The organism is Vibrio sp. GLN_1, from assembly GCF_043106015.1.
In the GTDB taxonomy this organism is placed as follows: domain Bacteria; phylum Pseudomonadota; class Gammaproteobacteria; order Enterobacterales; family Vibrionaceae; genus Vibrio; species Vibrio parahaemolyticus.
Map to the genome: position 1 here is coordinate 144,279 of NZ_JBICMD010000036.1, position 16,367 is coordinate 160,645.

A 16,367-nucleotide genomic window follows, 5' to 3' on the forward strand; every position below is an offset into this window, starting at 1 on the left:
CGCCGTTATCGTTTTAAACGAGAGGGTGGGTTTCTCTTCCTATAATTTCAGAGTAAGTAACGATTCATTGCTGGTTTCGGAAATGCAATGCACCTATTTCAGAAAATTCGCATTGACGTTACTGATAAGGATGGCAATACTGCGCGACTGTTTTACTTTAGGGTGACATTATGGCTCCGCAAACTAACCGAAAAGACTTACATTTAGACGCTGTTTTACATCATGACATGAGCATGAAAAAGAAAACGGCGGGTTTTGAGTCTGTCGAGTTTGAACATTGTGCACTGCCAGAATGTGACTTCAACACTATCGATTTATCGACTGAGTTTCTTGGCCATCGATTGGCGCTGCCGTTTTTGATCAGCTCCATGACGGGGGGCGCGAGAGACGCCGAAACGATCAACTGCCGCTTAGCTGAAGCCGCAAGCGAGTTAGGTATCGCGATGGGTGTGGGCTCTCAGCGGATCAGCTTAGAAGAAAGCCAGCACTCTGGCTTGGGTAAAACCATCCGTGAACTCGCGAAAGGTGTGCCGCTGTACTCAAACTTAGGAGCTGCTCAACTGCGTGACAAAGGCAAGTTGGATAACGCGCAACGTGCGGTTGAGGCGATTCAAGCAGATGCCTTGTTTGTGCACGTTAATCCGATGCAAGAAGCGTTTCAGAAAAACGGCGATCACAATTGGATTGGTGTATTGCACGCTATTGAGCAACTAAAGCCACGCGTTAACGTTCCTATCATCATCAAAGAAGTAGGTTTTGGTATTAGCGGTGACGTGGCGCAGCGACTGGTTGATGTTGGCGTGGACGCAATTGACGTCGCGGGCGCTGGTGGCACAAGTTGGAGTGCGGTTGAAGGGTATTGCCAAGACAACCCTCACATGCAGCGTGCAGCCGAGCTTTTCCGTGATTGGGGTATTCCGACGGCAACGTGTTTGGCTCAAATACGTGCGCAGCATCCTAAATTGCCTTTGATCGCCTCTGGTGGTATCCACAATGGACTTGAGGCGGCGAAAGCGATTCATTTAGGCGCGAACCTCGTAGGTCAAGCTGGTGCAGTATTGAAAGCCGCGACCATCAGCACGCAGTTGGTGGTCGATCATTTTGAACAAATAGCGTTAGAGTTGCGTTTGGCCTGCTTTGGCACTGGATCGGCGAAGGTTAACGCGTTAACTAAAGCACGTCGTCTGTAAGACCAGATATGGTGTGATTATCACAGCGTCGCTCAATAAATTTTCGGTGTCTTAACACGTAGACTGATAATTTCGTTATAGTTGATACAAAAGTCACTTTGATGAACAACGCTTGTCGAAGTGATGGGTATTTAATTGTTTGCAACTGGAACCTGAATTTATGAAAAAACTAGTCATGCTGATGTTAGCTGTGTCTGCTTTAACTGCTTGTAGCGATGAAGTGGGCACCGAAGGCTGGTGTAACGACATGCGCGATAAGCCAAAAACAGAATGGACAGCAGACAATGCCGTCGATTTTGCAAAGCACTGTGTTCTTCAAGATGGTGTTGGCAGTGAGCAATGGTGTGAGAGCTTGAAAGACAAGCCAAAAGGTGACTGGACAGCAAACGAAGCAACCAGCTTTACTAAGCACTGCATTTTCTAAGCACTGAACTTGCTTAACACGATGTCTCTTATAAAGAGCGATGGCGTGGTTAAATAAAAGATTAAGAAAACACCAAGCATCTTGCTTGGTGTTTTTGTATCCGAAAAGCCCGTTTTACATTTTCGTTTCATTTTTGAAAACCTGCGTTACCCGTCTTTAATTTGTCGTCTTGTGGTGGCATGGTGACGAGACCATCACCAATCTCACGTAGGTTCATAATAAAAAGGGACTCAAATGGAAGTACTCAAAGGCTCATGTCTGTGTGGCAAGGTAAGACTCGAAGTGGCGGATGAATTCAAATACATGGGCAATTGCCATTGCTCTGAATGTCGAAAATTTACTGGCTCTGACTATTCATCGGCGGGCGGCATTGCTCTAGATAAGTTGCTCATTATCCAAGGGAAAGAGGATATTCAAACTTATCAGAAAAGTGAAAATACCGAGCTATGTTTTTGTCGCCATTGCGGCTCAAGTTTATATTCGAAAAAGAATAACGGAATCGTCAATATTCGCTTAGGTGTGTTGGACGATGCCCCATCTCACAAACCAAGCTTTCATATTTTCGTGGCGTCAAAAGCGCCGTGGTTAGAAATAACCGACAACCTGACCCAGTTTGAAGCAGGGCCAAAACTTTAGAGAAAATTCCGTTGTTATCGCGGGGCGAATATCAACGCCTCGCGGATTAAAATTCCACTGCACACGAACGCATTTTCTGAACTATCCAGACTTCTACTTCGCTTGTCATGTTCATTCTCAAAATGACAAAAAACACCCTTGTCATCATAACTCTTTGTTAGATAAATAATTTAAATTAGGCACCATAATTGCTCCTTCTTGCATATGACCAACGTCCGGTTAAAGAAGGGGAACATTATGAGAACAGGGAAACTAATCGCGCTTTCTGGCTGCTGCTTATCATTTTCAGCCAGTGCGCTTATGACCAGCGACTTTACCTTTGAATCTGGTAGTGACAGTTCAAATTATTCAGCTAAAGGTAAACCCGTTAATACCTATTCGGTCGCAGAAACCTTGCCGCAAGATGTGCTTAGTAACGTTTACTCCATGTTGCCAGAGGGCACACTCGTCAACAGCGCCTTTATTGCGCCAGAACGTTATTCCAGCATTGATATCGATGAAGAGTTGAATGGCGCGGAGTTTGCAACCGCAAAAGTCACCTTTTTGAATGAAGGGGCTGGGTATCGAAATACGCTCGGTTATTTTGTTTTTGATACCAATAACCCGCCGACCAATAAAGATGAAATCGCAGCGCATGTGATCATTTTCCCGAATACATCGAAAGCGCCAGATGGCGAGATGGAAGAAGGTGACACTATCGACCTGAATGTGCAGCTCACTGCCGGTCAAACGCTTGCGTTCTTCATTATTCCGAATGGTTGGGGCTGGTCTGGCTCATACAATAACATTGCCAGCCTTGGCAGTTGGGGCACGCCATTTTATAGCTATTCCAATCTAAACCCAGAGTCGACTTCAGAAAATCGTCGTCATAACGTGGCTTTTATCGATACGCAAAACGAGTTCTTAGTGCTGGGTTTTGAAGATATTTATCGCCCTGATGGCGACAATGATTTCAATGACTTGCTGTTTACCGTCGAAGTGAGCCCATTCACCGCCATTGATGGCGTCAACACTGATGGTTCCACGGATTCGAAATACGAGCCATTGGTGCAAGAAAACAACCCAGAAGTGACGGTGACTTCGGTTTATCCAAGCTCAGACACGTACGCGACGATGGCGTTTGAAGATCGCTGGCCGCTAATGGGCGACTACGATTTCAACGATGTGGTGTGGCGTTATCGTGTTACCGAACTGCTAAATGGTCAGCGTGAAATCAAAAACATTACATTCGATTACACCTTACAGGCGATGGGAGCTGGGTTCTCCAACGGTTTTGCGGTTCATCTACCAAATGTTAACCCTGTCAATATTGCGTCGACCGTGTTGACTCGAAATGGCGAACCCGTCACTCATCAAGTGGTGCAATCTGGCGGTGAGGCGGTGCTTGTGGTCTCAGAAAACTTGCGCAAAGACTTAGAAGCATTGGGTGAGTTAGACAGCAATTGTACTTTTTATCGCACTCAAACCGCGTGTGTGAGTCAGCAAACGTCAGATGTTCTGAATTATCAGCTCACCGTTGAGCTATCGACGCCTGTTTCACGTGAGCAAGTTGGCTATCCGCCTTACGATTCATTCATCTTTGCTTCGAAAGACTCGTATCACGGAGACTTTACTGCCACGCCTCCGGGCATGAGTTGGCAAACGCACTTCAAGTCCTTTGCGGGAACCAGTGAGATGAATAACTCTTTTTTCAACCTGCATGATGATAACTCCGGCGGCGCTGAGTCATTCTTAACGAACAACAACATGCCGTGGGCGATCAACATTCGTGACGAGTGGGATCATCCGATTGAAAACGTCGACATCAGTAAAGCGTATCCCGATTTCCCAACTTGGGTAACCAGCAGTGGCGAGTCAGAAACAACGTGGTACCAAGCCTCAACCGCTAACAAAGTAATTCCTGCAACTCAGCAGTAAGGAGCCTGACATGAAACATTCTACAAAACTGCTTATGACGACGTTGATTTCGGCATTAACCGTAGCTTGTGGAGGCGGCGGTGGAGGTGGTGGCTCAACTACGCCTCCGGCACCAACACCGACGCCATCGGTTCAAGTTCTCGACAATACGGCTGACATCGTGGCGGAACGAGACTTCTCATTCGATATTGGTGAAAAAATTACCTTGTCTGTGAATTATACCGGTTCGACCGAGGGGGCGTTGCACTTGTATTCGAAAGCGGCGTATACCACCGTAAATGGCGATGTGATTGCCGACCCGACATCTCGTATCACGACGTTGTATCCAAACATGGCGGGTGACGTAGAGCTCGAAGTGAATGGCAACTGGACACATCTTTATGCGCAATGGGTGCCGATGAGTGCGCAAGAGTCTGAGCAAAATTGGTCGATTGCGCTAAACAATTCCAATAACAACTACCACATTGATTTTTAGAGTCGGACTTTGCGAATAATGGGGAGCGTGTGCTTAAAAGGAGTTGAGCAACGTACATAAAACTAGGGGGAGTCGCAGAGCGCGTTGCCGCTAATCAGCAACGCGCTCTGTTTTTCCAGATGAAAAACGAGTCATGTAGTAACAAAACGAGGGATTATTGGGCGTTTTGCAACTCTTCCAGGCCGCCTGCATTGTGCAGATTTGTGAACCCTTGCGATTGCAAATATTGATAGGCTTGGCCCGAGCGGTTACCACTGCGACAATACAGCACGATCATTTGATCTTTTTTGACGTCTTTAAAATGTTCATCAAGCTCAGATAGAGGGAAATTCACCGCATTGTCTAAATGCCCCTCAGAGAACTCTTGCGGAGTGCGCACATCGACGATCATTGCGCCTTGCTCTATCAGTTGCCATCCTTGTTCCGCGCGTTCAGAAGCCGCTACGTTAGGAGCGAGCAACCCTAAGCTCAGCGTTGCAAGAAACAGAGAAATTGCCTTTTTCATTCTTTCGTCATCCTTATCAAACTATGTGTGCTACTGCGTAAAATAGCCTCCATCATAGACTCATTATGACGGATGGTGAATGAGAATTTTTGATAGAGAATTTTATTTAGTTCGATAAAAAATTTTTATTAAATTTCCCCCTTGAACTCCAATTTTTCGACCTTATTATTTTCATCGAAACGAGCAGACGACTCGTTAATCCATCTTTATGTTCAAACTATGTCTTTTATTTTTGGTTCTAAGTAGGAGGCACTTCAAATGAAAATTCGTCCTTTAAATGACAAGCTAATTGTTGAAAGACAAGAGGTGGAAAATAAATCTGAAGGGGGAATCGTTTTAACTTCTCAGTCGGTGAAAAAATCAAACCGCGGGAAAGTCATTGCTGTTGGTTTAGGTAAACGCCTTGAAAATGGCGAACGCGCTGCGATGGAAGTCAAAGTGGGCGACCAAATCATTTTCAATGACGGTTACGGCGTGAAAACCGAGAAAATTGACGGCGCAGAATACTTGATTCTGTCCGAATCTGATGTGTTAGCAATCGTTGAGTAATTATTTTTGTAGTAGTTTTTTGAGGAGATAATTATGGCTGCAAAAGACGTATTATTTGCTAATGACGCACGTCAAAAAATGCTGAAAGGTGTGAACTTACTGGCGGACGCAGTAAAAGTGACACTAGGCCCTAAAGGCCGCAACGTTGTGCTTGATAAATCTTACGGCGCGCCAACGATCACTAAAGATGGCGTGTCTGTAGCGAAAGAAATCGAACTGAAAGACAAGTTCGAAAACATGGGCGCACAAATGGTGAAACAAGTGGCGTCCAAAGCGAATGATGAAGCGGGTGACGGTACAACGACGGCTACCGTACTGGCGCAATCTTTCATCAATGAAGGTCTTAAAGCGGTAGCCTCTGGCATGAACCCAATGGACCTAAAACGTGGTATCGACAAAGCCACTGAAGCGGCGGTTGAGAAACTACGTGAAATGTCTAAGCCATGCAGCGACAAAGAATCCATCACCCAAGTGGGTAGCATTTCTGCAAACAGCGATCGCGCGATTGGTGAAATCATTGCAGAAGCGATGGAAAAAGTGGGTCGCAATGGCGTGATTACGGTGGAAGAAGGCCAAGGTCTAGACAACGAATTGTCTGTGGTTGAAGGTATGCAATTCGACCGCGGTTACTTGTCGCCATACTTCATCACTAACCAAGAAAATGGCAGCGTAGAGCTAGACAACCCCTACATCCTATTGGTGGACAAAAAAGTCAGCAGCATCCGCGAGCTATTGCCAGTGCTAGAAGAAGTGGCGAAATCTTCTCGCTCGCTATTGATCATTGCTGAAGACATCGAAGGTGAAGCGCTAGCGACATTGGTTGTGAACAACATGCGCGGCATCGTGCGTGCGACGGCGGTGAAAGCACCTGGTTTTGGTGACAACCGTAAAGCCATGATGGAAGACATTGCGGTACTAACCGCAGGTACGGTCATCTCTGAAGAAATCGGCCTAGAGCTTGAAAAGGCAACGCTAGAGCAACTAGGTAGTGCGAAGAAAGTGACCATCACCAAAGACACAACAACCATCGTGGGTGGCGCAGCAGAAGCAAGCGCGATTGCTGATCGTGTGGCTTCGATTGAAAAACAAATCGAAACAACCACTTCTCAATACGATAAAGACAAGCTTCAACAACGTGTTGCGAAGCTTTCTGGCGGCGTAGCGGTGATCAAGATCGGCGCTGCAACCGAAGTTGAGATGAAAGAGAAGAAAGACCGAGTGGACGATGCGCTACACGCTACTCGCGCAGCGGTTGAAGAAGGTATTGTTGCTGGTGGTGGTGTTGCCCTAACTAAGATCGCGAAAGAATTGGCGGATCTAAAAGGCGACAACGATGACCAAAACGTGGGTATCCGAGTTGCGCTACGTGCAATGGAAGAGCCTCTTCGTCAAATCGCAACCAACGCAGGTGATGAAGCTTCAGTTGTGGCGAATGCTGTCAAAGCGGGTGATGCCGATTACGGTTACAACGCTGCGACAGGTGAATACGGCAACATGATCGAAATGGGTATCTTGGACCCTGCGAAAGTAACACGCTCAGCGCTTCAATTCGCAGCGTCTGTTGCTGGCTTGATGATCACCACTGAAGCGATGATCACCAACCACGTTGAAGATAAAGAACTTGATATCTAACGTTACCAATCGTTAGTGATTAAGTAAGCGTTAAAACAACAATAACATTGCAAAACCTAAGCGGGCTCGCTTGAGCCCGCGAATCAGTCATTTGAGGTAAGTGTTATGACCCGTTTGCCTGCGTTTTCTTTCTCAATATCTGAGCCGGGCGGTAATGAAGCTTCGTCAACGTGGCCGACTGCTATTCACTTCCCCCTCGTTCCAGCTGGGCCAGAGTTTTCGATCGAAAATGCTCTGCCTAAACGTCCGACAGTGACGATATTCACTATCGATCTGTCTCAGTTACTTAAAGGGGACGCTCGGGTCATTCATTAACTGCATCGAAACAGCCAGCGTAAGTTGGCTGTTTTTTTTCATTTCTGGGTGTAGGTCAAACTATTGATAATGTGAATCGTTTTCGTCACGTTGATGCAGTGTATTCAATATGTTAGCTTGATTTGGGACTGTTCCCAAGTAAGGTAATAAAATAATGAATAAGAAAATACTGCTTCCCCTAATGTTAGGGATTTCCGCTACTGCTGCTGCTTCTGATAACAAGGTTGTAGAAAGTGTCTTGATTGATAACATCGCGCTAGAAGGTTACGTAAAGAAAAGTTATGAGGTCGTGATGCAAAGCGAGCCTGAGCTTTTCCCGTACGAGTTTCGTGGTAGCCGTGTGCAGATGAAGTTACTGGTTGAGTTATTCCATAACTCAAAGAACGATAAAAAAGCGGCTCGCGTGATCACTCTAGGGAATGGTTATGTACCAGGTAAGCCGGGTGTAAAACACACTTTTGATGCAGCGATTGTTGACCGTTTTACTCAAAACTACCCAGTTGCGTTCGATTACAGCATCTATCAAGCTGGTGGCACACCTGTATTTAGTGAGGATTACTCACCGCAAAACGAAGCCAATGATGTTTCGGTATCGACAACCACGGTTGCACCGTCTATCGGCTTAACCGCGACTGCAACACCGGGCTCGGCACCAAGTTTTTCTGGCTCGTTGACGACCGATCTCGGTGTGGCTTATACGTCTCGCTACTCAAGTAAGGATTACGTCACCGCAGCCAAGCCAAAAGCTTCCATGGAACGCGGTATGGGCGTTAAGTGGACCACCTCTCTTAGTCAGATTTACACCAACGACTACCAGTACTACGGTAAATGGGCGGGTGTTTACCACTACACAGGTTGTTCAAACGAAAACCTATTACCAGAAGAGAACTTGCCGCGTCTGATCTACGGCTTCAAACCGAAATTCCAGTACGTGTTCACACCAGAATTTGAGCGCGGAGAAGAGCCCAAAACGGAGATGATTGCACGAGCGGGCATGAAAGAAGTTGACGAAGGTTTCTCTCGCAATGCGTGTAACTGGTACGATCAAGGCACAACGAGCCATTACACTGAAGCGCAAATTCGCTTCACGATTGATTGGGATAAGCTTACCGTTATCACTCAATAAACGTTTCACTTATCAGACCGAAGGTTTGTGGATTGTAATGCGGCTCCAGTAGCCGCATTTTTTGTGTTCAAACTCTGACCGCAAACGTATTAAGCCTTTAAGCCCAGCATCGCGCCGAAAATGACCAAACCCGCCCCACATGCTTGATTGAGTCGATGCTTAATCTTCAACAAGAAGGCTTGTAATTGGGGGGACGTGAATAAAACTGCAACGATAGAAAACCAAATGCCGTGCAGCGCAATCATATAAATCCCGTAAAACAAGGCGATATGTTGCTGACTAGAATCGGGAGAAATCACTTGGCTAAAAATACTCAGAAAAAACAGCATCGTCTTAGGATTGAGTAAATTACACAGAAATCCCTGCATGAAAAATCGCCACATTGAATACTCGCTCTGTTGAATGGTTTCTGAGTTTGACGCAGGCTGCGAGGAGAATATTCCTTTAATCCCAAGGTAGACAAGATAAGCAGCCCCAAGATAGCGCACGAGATTAAACAACCATTCATTTTGTGAAATTAAGTAACTGATTCCTAGCATGGAGTAAGCGATGTGGATGCTTATCGCCATGCTGATACCAATCGCACTGTACACGCCAGCTTCTCGTCCTTGATTTAAGCTGTTTCTTAATACCAAAACAAAGTCTGCGCCAGGGCTAATAACAATAAGCACCCCCAATAGCGCAAGAGTTACAAATTCCATATCGGTTTCCTGTTTGAATGATGAAGTCTGTGATGTAGCGGAATTGTAGGCGTCTTTGTTACTGACTATAATCGAAAAATATTCCCATATTGGTGAGAAAAACTCACAGATGCGCCACCTAAAATCTTTCTATGTCTTCCACGTTGCGGCGAGCTCTTCAAGCTACACTGAAGCGGCTGACAAACTGAACATCACCCACGGAGCAGTGAGTAAGCAGATCAAGCAACTTGAGCAATATCTGTCGCAACCTTTGTTTTTGAAAGAGGGTAGGAAAGCCGTGTTGACGGCAGAAGGTGAATTACTCAAGACATACACAAAAACGGCATTCCAAACGCTAGAAACAGGCGTGAATACACTCATTCAAGAAAAGCATCAGCATCTTGAAGTGTCTTGTGAACCGACATTAACCATGCGTTGGTTGATGCCAAGGCTTGCTGCGTTTAATGATGAACACCGTGCTGATGTTCGTTTGTCGACGGCGGGAGGCCCGGTAACATTAGGATCGACAGGGCTTTCGATGGCGATTCGTCGAGACGATTTTGCTCAGCAGCACGATTACAACAAAACCATTCTTGTGGAAGAGTGGGTGGGGCCAGTATTTTCTCCTGAGTATTGGCAATCCATTCAAGACGATTTGGATGCAGTTCGATTGTTGAATAGCCAAACTAGACCGCATGCTTGGGCGGATTGGCAGCAATCAACACGTTGTGAAACCTTCAACGGCAACACTCAGCAATCATTTGCGCATTTTTATTTTTGCATACAAGCCGCGGTGGATGGCTTAGGCGCGGCGATGGGATCGTATCCTTTTGTTATGGACGATATTAAGCGCGGTAATTTGGTCGCGCCATTTGGTTTTGTGCTATCAGGTTGCAATTATGTTTTATTGAGCCAAGATAAAAAGCGTACAGAACTCGAACATAAATTCATCACGTGGTTACAAACGCAAATGGTAGAGTGTGTACCACTACCATCGCAGCAAAATACGCAAGGCGAATAGAAGGCGTAGAGTGTGATTACGTCAGTCAGTTTGATGGAAAAGGGCTTAGGAAATTGGAAATGGAAAACCTCAATATTGTTGAAATCAAATCATTTGTTCCAGCGAAAGATTACGCGCTCTCAAAACGTTTTTATGAGGCGATAGGCTTTGATATGGCGTCAGACTTCGGTGATGTGGCGTACTTCTCTCAAGGCAGTTGCGCGTTTCTTTTACAGAATTTTTATGAGCCAGAACACGGCAACAACTTCATGATGCACTTGCTCGTAGAAGACGCAGAAAGCTGGCATCAGCACTTGTCCAAAGTGGGTCATGAAGAATTTGGTTCGCGTTTAACTGAGCTGGTCGAGCAACCTTGGGGTATGCGCGAATGTTGTTTGTTTGACCCTAGTGGCGTTTTATGGCGGATCGGTCAGAACATGAATACTGATTAACGCCAGTCCTCTTTTCACCACATCCATATCGCGCAGGTATTGAAATCTCGATACCTGCGCGTTTTTGTTTTTTGCTTAACCTTGCCAACGTTTCTCGCGCACTCACGCCTTTTTCGAGGTGGTGTGTGATGGACTGACCCCAAAAAGTTCATCAAGCAGCATGGCTTTGAGTTCTGCTCTGACTTCTGCCCCACCTATTAACGCCAAAAGTGCGAGTCCACCTGGTATGAGAATCACCATCAATATTGGTCTTAAAATATAAGAAAAGCAGAATATGGTCGGCAAGAAAATCAATCCTTGGCTTAGTTTGTTTAATACGTACATGAGCGATTCCTTTTGTTTTTATATAAAATTGAGCGTGCTCATTTTTTATAATTGAGCGCGCTCAATTTGTCAATGTCAGCCGCTCAATGTATGATCATTTCAGGATCATTAAGCAGATACATCAATGATGAAGCGACAACAAACCAGAGACAAAATCCTAAAAGCCGCGTGGGCATCTTTTGCTCAGAATGGCTATGACATTACGACCACAAGGCAGATTGCGAGAGAAGCAGGAGTCGCCGATGGTACGGTATTCAGCCACTTCCCGACCAAACTGTCGATTTTGCGCGAAGGGATGCTGACGCAACTGCAACAGATCAGCCAAGAGACGCTAGTCAGTGTGGAAGGTAAGACAGCTATCGACATTGGTTTGGCGCTGACAGAGAAATACTATCGCTACTATTTTGCGAACGTCGAGTTGAGCCGAGCCTTGTTGAAAGAGGTGATTTGGGATTTGGATTATTACCAGTCGTTTAACCAAGCTTTGTTTCAATCTGCGAGCGTAAGTTCTGTTCTTGAAGACAAAATGCCGTTGATTTTTGACTGCTACTTCATGACGCTAATCGCACATTTAAGCCGAGCAGAACCGGATGTTGAAGCCGCGCTTACAGATCTTCATGCTAAGTTTCGGCAAATCATTCCCATTGAATCACTTGGCTAATGGCTAAAAGTCGAATCTTAGCTCCAGCATATTCAAACAACATCGGTTTTGATGAAGCCTTCTTGTTCGAGCGTTCAAAGGTGTACAGGAGCGTTTATCGAGCGGTTGATTGATTCGGCTATGCAATCGACGCGAGACAGGTCGATCTCATCCACCCCAACTTTTGGTGGTGATTGGATGGCTGAGTAGTTATAGAGAAATCGATAAATCGCTTGCCACTGTTTAATGCGCTGCAAACTCAAGTGGGCAGCGTAGCTTGGTGGTAACCATTGGGTATAACGGTTCCAAAACTCGCTGTTCCAATTCGGGTGTGCCGGGATTAATTCGTCTATCGATTCCGACAGTCTGGCGCTTTTTTGAGTCAGCCAACCCATCCCCACTTGCCAACTCCCATATTGATTTTGGATGTTTCCACGACGCCACGTTTCATCCCACCAACTCATCTTTTGCTTTGCATGATTGAAGCTCAGGTTTTCCTCACTTTGTCCAATATGGCAATAATAGAGTTGCGTCGTGCCCCGCTTAATGGCGGAGGTAAAAGCGGTGATCGCTGCCCCTCGTAAAAAGCTTTCATGTTCGAGGACAAAGCGTTTCGGCACTTTGTTAGCAAAGTATTTCGCCAAGTTTTGCATGTGCGCGTGCGCAGCAAAAACTGGGCGAGTGAGTAGCACTTCTTTTGATTTCGCGTGCGAACCATCGCAGTAAGCGAGTTGGTCAAATTGGCTGCGGCTAAGAATTTTGTCGTAAGTGCGCTGTGCTTGGAGAAATACATCTGATTCGTTTGGCATTTCTTCTTGCTGCGTTAATTGGTAACGGCTTGGCTCCCAAAGCGGTTGAGGAATGACGTGCTCTGACATCTCTGTCTGAGGAAACCAAGCGTTGTCACTGAGCAAAAGCACGTAACCCGTTTGGGCATCGGCGCTGCATAGTGTCCAAACATGCGCTGCACGTTGTTCTCGGCCATGGTGGCGAAAACCAGAGCGCGCCACTTGAACAAAGGAGCGAGTTTGGATATTCGAGAACGATAAGTGACGTTCGTATAAGCGACTAAAAGTGTCCAGCATACTTGCCAAACGTTCAAGAGATTGTGAAAAACGGCGATGATTCAAGCCCAATTTATACTGTAAATCTTTGGGTGAAACCTCGGCCAATAGAGCATCAAGCAGTGGTTGGAGTGTGTGGGATTCTTTGTTCGGGTTCAGCAGCGTTGCGGTTTTTTGACAGCAGCGACACTTTACTCTTGGGCTACCGACGGCGGTTCTCCCGTAACGTTGCCAAGCGGATAAGCGGCAGTCACAATGAGGTAATAGCTTCAAATTAAAGGTTTGCTGTTGTAGTTGATGAGCCAATGCGAGTATCGGCTCGTTAATCAAAACCGGAGGATAAGCACCACACTCAGGGCAATGCCACGCGTCGTAGCCAAGCCGATTTGAGCGCGAATACAAACTGAGATCAGGCACGCCGCAATTAGGGCAGCCAAATGACTTACAGCCATTGTATTCTTGACGAAAAGTCATGGTGCTTATCCTTTGAGGTTATTTGTCAGAGACTCACTCTTTGACGCTGACATCCACTTGGCGACCCAACGCAGGAACGGTAACGTCTTTCTTGGCTTTAAATTGGTCAATCAATACTTGGGTGACTGAATCACCTTGCGACTCTAACGTGCCTTTTTCAAATACATGATAACCGTCGCCCCCGCTCGCTGCGTAAGAGTAAGTGGCCACTTTGTATGATTGCGAGTCGTTCACTGGTTTGCCATTTACGTTCAGGCTGAGCAGGCGTTTACCTTGCGGTTTTGCGTTGTCGTAGTGCGCTTCAATACCGGAGAATTGTGCCAGACCGTAAGGCAAGGTGTAGCTGTACTCCAACAGTTCTTTCAACTGTACACCGTTGAGTTTTACGACGGAAAGTTTATCTGTGAATGGGAAAAGATCCATTACGTTTTCCATCGTTACTGGGCCTTTGTTGAGGTCAACGCGAATACTGCCCGAGCTGATCATACCCACATCCGCTTTAGCGGCTTCGCGCATCATATCTGCTACTAAATTACCTACGTTGGATTCGCGATAATAACGTCGGTACGCCGTGTCATTAATGGTCGCCAACTGCTGACCAAGATCTGGGTATTGTTTGCGAGCATTGGCGATAAGATCGCTGGTTTTCTTGTCGCGTTCAAGCTTGTCTGACTCGACAGGGATCAGTTTTCCGTCCAGCAGTTTTACGTCGTGCTTTTCGGTGTCTACTGCAAATTTAGTGTAACCCAAGTATTTACCTTGACCGAAAGTGAGGCCGATAACTGTGCCCGTTTTTGGATGCACGACAGGCTTCCATAAGCCATGGTCAGAGTGGCCGCCAAAAATCACATCGACCCCCTTTAGCTTGCCTGCCATGTCGTAATCTTCATCAAAGCCGCGTTGCACTTCAGGATCGGCTTCTTTGTCGGTTTGCATTGGTGCCGTTTTATTTTGGTGGGTGAGCACGACAACCATGTCCACTTCGTCGCGGATCTTATCAACCCAGAACTGAGTGGTTTTGATTGGATCGTCGATAGTCAAACCTTTGCGATTACCTTTCCACATAGTGTTGTAGAAGGCATCAACGCCCATTACCCCAATCACACCGACACGAATGCCATCGCGTTCAACAATGGTATATGGCGAAGCAAAAGGCGCGTTGTTTTGCTCAAACTTGATGTTGGCATTGAGCACGGGGTAGGCGGCTCTTGGCATGTTCTCTTTCAAGGTTTGCCAGCCGTATTCAAATTCGTGGTTACCGAGCGTTATCGCGTCGTAGCCCATCGCGCTGTACAAATCGAAAGAGAGCTTGCCTTGCGTTTTTTTCGCGAGTGAACCAGTGAAAATGTCCCCCGCATCGAACAAGAAACTGGTCTCCTCTTGCGCGCGGGTTTGTTTGATCAGTGTGGCAAGGTAAGGAATACCGCCAATGCGGCTAATGTCTGGATTCCAAAATGCGTCAACGGGCTCATAAACGCTTTCAATGTCGTTGGTGTGCAGCAACGTGACGTTGCGAATTTCCGCAAAGGAAGAAAATGACACGCCGATAGAGAACGCCGCTAACGCATACAGCAACGGCTTTTTAGAAAATGTCTTCATAGTTGATCCGGTAAAAGTTGAGTAAGAAGTAAGGTTTCGCGAAACAGAGCAACTTTAAAAAAGCACGTAACTCAGGCGATTGAATTGGATCACATAAATTCATGTCAGTAATCGCTAATTGACGCGGAATGTTATTTTGAGTTGGTGTTGAGTGCACAGAAATAACAACGCAGTTGGGTGAAAATTAATCGATATGAGATAGTGGACATATTGATGCGTATCAGTGAAAGCGCGCATAAAACAACAAAAACTCAGTTGGATGAACTCAAGGAAGAACGATGAAAAACAACGCATTTAATGCACTTTTGGGGACAGAGTTACCGATTATTCAAGCCCCAATGGCTGGCGTGCAAGATAGCCAAATGGCCATTGCTGTGAGTAATGTTGGCGGGCTTGGCTCGTTACCTTGTGGAATGTTGAATAAAGACGCCATCGTTAAAGAACTTCAACTTATTCAACAGGCGACCAATCGACCGTTCAACCTCAACTTCTTTTGCCATGAAATGCCGAAATACGACGCTAACAAGCACGAAGAGTGGCAAAAAACGCTGCAACCGTATTTTGCTGAAGTTGGTGCAACCGTACAGGCTCAGCCAAACGCTCCGACAAGGATGCCTTTCAATCATGATATTGCTGACGCGATTGAACCATTTGCACCACCAGTAATCAGTTTCCACTTTGGTTTGCCTGCCGATGACTTGTTAGCGCGAATTAGAGGCTGGGGAGGGAAGATCCTTTCGACAGCGACCACTGTGGATGAAGCACTGTGGCTGGCAGCAAAAGGCGTTGACGGCATTATCGTTCAAGGCTTGGAGGCTGGTGGACACCGAGGAATGTTTTTATCAGATGATTTATCTACTCAATTAGGCTTGATGGCGTTGTTACCGCAAATCGTCAAGCGTGTGAATTTACCTGTTATTGCAGCAGGAGGAATCGCCGATAAAAGCGGTGTTGCAGCCGCGCTAAAGTTAGGAGCAAGTGCCGTGCAGGTTGGCAGCGCCTATTTGTTGTGTGATGAGGCAAAAACCTCGTCTTTACATCGATATGCGATTGCCAGTGAGCGCGCGCAGCATACGGCGGTGACCAATGTTTTCTCGGGCCGACCTGCACGAGGCATTGTGAATCGCGCGATGTCGGAGCTAGGCTACATCTGTGAATCTGCGCCGAAATTCCCATATGCTTCCATTGAAATGACACAGTTAAGAGCGCTTATGGAGAAGCAAAACCGAGATGAATTTACGCCGTTGTGGTGCGGACAAAATTCGTCGGGTTGCAAAGAAGTTTCGGCAGCAGAAATGACACTGTCATTAGTGGAAGGGATTGATTTGAGCTTATGTTCCTCAGACTGATTTGGCCTGAGGAACA

At 46.3% G+C, this 16,367-nt stretch carries 18 protein-coding genes; 13 read left to right on the forward strand and 5 right to left on the reverse strand.

The features are described from left to right. The first annotated feature begins 170 nt into the window (after positions 1-170). The 5 genes from fni (at position 171) to ACF8OV_RS18500 (ending at position 4,642) form a co-directional block, all read left to right on the forward strand. Positions 171-1,190 carry a type 2 isopentenyl-diphosphate Delta-isomerase gene (gene fni / locus ACF8OV_RS18480; protein ID WP_005497990.1) on the forward strand — a complete coding sequence of 340 codons (1,020 nt, stop codon included), beginning with the start codon at positions 171-173 and terminating at the stop codon, positions 1,188-1,190. A gap of 160 nt (positions 1,191-1,350) precedes the next feature. Continuing rightward, a complete protein-coding gene (locus tag ACF8OV_RS18485) occupies positions 1,351-1,614 on the forward strand; it encodes a DUF3012 domain-containing protein (protein WP_005481466.1) in 264 nt (87 codons plus the stop codon). Between the two features lie 234 nt (positions 1,615-1,848). Beyond that, complete coding sequence (locus ACF8OV_RS18490; RefSeq protein WP_021450275.1) at positions 1,849-2,250, forward strand: GFA family protein; 402 nt, start codon at positions 1,849-1,851, stop codon at positions 2,248-2,250. Positions 2,251-2,487: 237 nt separating this feature from the next. Then, the gene (locus tag ACF8OV_RS18495; RefSeq protein WP_203504338.1) at positions 2,488-4,167 is read left to right on the forward strand and encodes an LruC domain-containing protein; all 1,680 of its coding nucleotides are present in this window, start codon (positions 2,488-2,490) and stop codon (positions 4,165-4,167) included. 10 nt (positions 4,168-4,177) lie between these two features. After that, positions 4,178-4,642 carry a hypothetical protein gene (locus ACF8OV_RS18500; protein WP_025516812.1) on the forward strand — a complete coding sequence of 155 codons (465 nt, stop codon included), beginning with the start codon at positions 4,178-4,180 and terminating at the stop codon, positions 4,640-4,642. 154 nt (positions 4,643-4,796) lie between these two features. On the opposite strand, the gene ACF8OV_RS18505 is transcribed toward ACF8OV_RS18500, so the two are convergent. Beyond that, positions 4,797-5,147 (reverse strand): rhodanese-like domain-containing protein, encoded by a 351-nt coding sequence (locus ACF8OV_RS18505; protein WP_031381966.1) that lies wholly within the window; start codon positions 5,145-5,147, stop codon positions 4,797-4,799. A 258-nt stretch (positions 5,148-5,405) separates the two neighbouring features. Here ACF8OV_RS18505 and ACF8OV_RS18510 point away from each other — a divergent pair, with 258 nt between their 5' ends. From ACF8OV_RS18510 to ACF8OV_RS18525, 4 genes are all read left to right on the forward strand, one after another. Then, positions 5,406-5,696 carry a co-chaperone GroES gene (locus ACF8OV_RS18510; RefSeq protein ID WP_005373989.1) on the forward strand — a complete coding sequence of 97 codons (291 nt, stop codon included), beginning with the start codon at positions 5,406-5,408 and terminating at the stop codon, positions 5,694-5,696. A 33-nt stretch (positions 5,697-5,729) separates the two neighbouring features. Then, positions 5,730-7,328 carry a chaperonin GroEL gene (gene groL / locus ACF8OV_RS18515; RefSeq protein ID WP_005463958.1) on the forward strand — a complete coding sequence of 533 codons (1,599 nt, stop codon included), beginning with the start codon at positions 5,730-5,732 and terminating at the stop codon, positions 7,326-7,328. 105 nt (positions 7,329-7,433) lie between these two features. Continuing rightward, positions 7,434-7,643, forward strand: coding sequence for a hypothetical protein (locus ACF8OV_RS18520; protein ID WP_005464025.1), 210 nt, complete (start codon positions 7,434-7,436; stop codon positions 7,641-7,643). Positions 7,644-7,797: 154 nt separating this feature from the next. Next, positions 7,798-8,769 carry a leukocidin family pore-forming toxin gene (locus tag ACF8OV_RS18525; RefSeq protein ID WP_005463923.1) on the forward strand — a complete coding sequence of 324 codons (972 nt, stop codon included), beginning with the start codon at positions 7,798-7,800 and terminating at the stop codon, positions 8,767-8,769. A gap of 89 nt (positions 8,770-8,858) precedes the next feature. Here ACF8OV_RS18525 and ACF8OV_RS18530 read toward each other — a convergent pair whose 3' ends face one another. Next, entirely contained in the window at positions 8,859-9,470 is a 612-nt protein-coding gene (locus tag ACF8OV_RS18530) for a LysE family translocator (protein WP_005463897.1), read from the reverse strand. A gap of 109 nt (positions 9,471-9,579) precedes the next feature. Between ACF8OV_RS18530 and ACF8OV_RS18535 the strand changes: the two genes are divergently transcribed. Then, on the forward strand, positions 9,580-10,470 hold the full coding sequence (locus ACF8OV_RS18535) for a LysR family transcriptional regulator (protein WP_025571758.1): 891 nt from the start codon (positions 9,580-9,582) through the stop codon (positions 10,468-10,470). Positions 10,471-10,529: 59 nt separating this feature from the next. Beyond that, positions 10,530-10,901 carry a VOC family protein gene (locus ACF8OV_RS18540; RefSeq protein WP_005395273.1) on the forward strand — a complete coding sequence of 124 codons (372 nt, stop codon included), beginning with the start codon at positions 10,530-10,532 and terminating at the stop codon, positions 10,899-10,901. 102 nt (positions 10,902-11,003) lie between these two features. Here the strand turns inward: ACF8OV_RS18540 and ACF8OV_RS18545 are convergent, their stop codons facing one another. Further along, positions 11,004-11,225: a hypothetical protein gene (locus tag ACF8OV_RS18545; RefSeq protein WP_276397705.1), complete on the reverse strand. Its 222-nt coding sequence runs from the start codon at positions 11,223-11,225 to the stop codon at positions 11,004-11,006. A gap of 124 nt (positions 11,226-11,349) precedes the next feature. On the opposite strand from ACF8OV_RS18545, the gene ACF8OV_RS18550 reads away from it, so the two are divergent. Then, the gene (locus ACF8OV_RS18550) at positions 11,350-11,886 is read left to right on the forward strand and encodes a TetR/AcrR family transcriptional regulator (protein ID WP_276397704.1); all 537 of its coding nucleotides are present in this window, start codon (positions 11,350-11,352) and stop codon (positions 11,884-11,886) included. A gap of 74 nt (positions 11,887-11,960) precedes the next feature. On the opposite strand, the gene ACF8OV_RS18555 is transcribed toward ACF8OV_RS18550, so the two are convergent. Then, positions 11,961-13,403, reverse strand: coding sequence for a hypothetical protein (locus tag ACF8OV_RS18555; RefSeq protein ID WP_276446801.1), 1,443 nt, complete (start codon positions 13,401-13,403; stop codon positions 11,961-11,963). A gap of 33 nt (positions 13,404-13,436) precedes the next feature. Further along, positions 13,437-15,002, reverse strand: coding sequence for a bifunctional UDP-sugar hydrolase/5'-nucleotidase (locus ACF8OV_RS18560; protein ID WP_140244338.1), 1,566 nt, complete (start codon positions 15,000-15,002; stop codon positions 13,437-13,439). Positions 15,003-15,280: 278 nt separating this feature from the next. On the opposite strand from ACF8OV_RS18560, the gene ACF8OV_RS18565 reads away from it, so the two are divergent. Beyond that, complete coding sequence (locus ACF8OV_RS18565) at positions 15,281-16,351, forward strand: nitronate monooxygenase family protein (RefSeq protein ID WP_276397702.1); 1,071 nt, start codon at positions 15,281-15,283, stop codon at positions 16,349-16,351. Positions 16,352-16,367: the final 16 nt, after the last annotated feature.

Coding starts and splice junctions, on each gene's coding strand:
- fni (WP_005497990.1), top strand. CDS start 171: ATGGCTCCGCAAACTAACCGAAAAGACTTACATTTAGACGCTGTTTTA.
- ACF8OV_RS18485 (WP_005481466.1), top strand. CDS start 1,351: ATGAAAAAACTAGTCATGCTGATGTTAGCTGTGTCTGCTTTAACTGCT.
- ACF8OV_RS18490 (WP_021450275.1), top strand. CDS start 1,849: ATGGAAGTACTCAAAGGCTCATGTCTGTGTGGCAAGGTAAGACTCGAA.
- ACF8OV_RS18495 (WP_203504338.1), top strand. CDS start 2,488: ATGAGAACAGGGAAACTAATCGCGCTTTCTGGCTGCTGCTTATCATTT.
- ACF8OV_RS18500 (WP_025516812.1), top strand. CDS start 4,178: ATGAAACATTCTACAAAACTGCTTATGACGACGTTGATTTCGGCATTA.
- ACF8OV_RS18505 (WP_031381966.1), bottom strand. CDS start 5,147: ATGAAAAAGGCAATTTCTCTGTTTCTTGCAACGCTGAGCTTAGGGTTG.
- ACF8OV_RS18510 (WP_005373989.1), top strand. CDS start 5,406: ATGAAAATTCGTCCTTTAAATGACAAGCTAATTGTTGAAAGACAAGAG.
- groL (WP_005463958.1), top strand. CDS start 5,730: ATGGCTGCAAAAGACGTATTATTTGCTAATGACGCACGTCAAAAAATG.
- ACF8OV_RS18520 (WP_005464025.1), top strand. CDS start 7,434: ATGACCCGTTTGCCTGCGTTTTCTTTCTCAATATCTGAGCCGGGCGGT.
- ACF8OV_RS18525 (WP_005463923.1), top strand. CDS start 7,798: ATGAATAAGAAAATACTGCTTCCCCTAATGTTAGGGATTTCCGCTACT.
- ACF8OV_RS18530 (WP_005463897.1), bottom strand. CDS start 9,470: ATGGAATTTGTAACTCTTGCGCTATTGGGGGTGCTTATTGTTATTAGC.
- ACF8OV_RS18535 (WP_025571758.1), top strand. CDS start 9,580: ATGCGCCACCTAAAATCTTTCTATGTCTTCCACGTTGCGGCGAGCTCT.
- ACF8OV_RS18540 (WP_005395273.1), top strand. CDS start 10,530: ATGGAAAACCTCAATATTGTTGAAATCAAATCATTTGTTCCAGCGAAA.
- ACF8OV_RS18545 (WP_276397705.1), bottom strand. CDS start 11,225: ATGTACGTATTAAACAAACTAAGCCAAGGATTGATTTTCTTGCCGACC.
- ACF8OV_RS18550 (WP_276397704.1), top strand. CDS start 11,350: ATGATGAAGCGACAACAAACCAGAGACAAAATCCTAAAAGCCGCGTGG.
- ACF8OV_RS18555 (WP_276446801.1), bottom strand. CDS start 13,403: ATGACTTTTCGTCAAGAATACAATGGCTGTAAGTCATTTGGCTGCCCT.
- ACF8OV_RS18560 (WP_140244338.1), bottom strand. CDS start 15,002: ATGAAGACATTTTCTAAAAAGCCGTTGCTGTATGCGTTAGCGGCGTTC.
- ACF8OV_RS18565 (WP_276397702.1), top strand. CDS start 15,281: ATGAAAAACAACGCATTTAATGCACTTTTGGGGACAGAGTTACCGATT.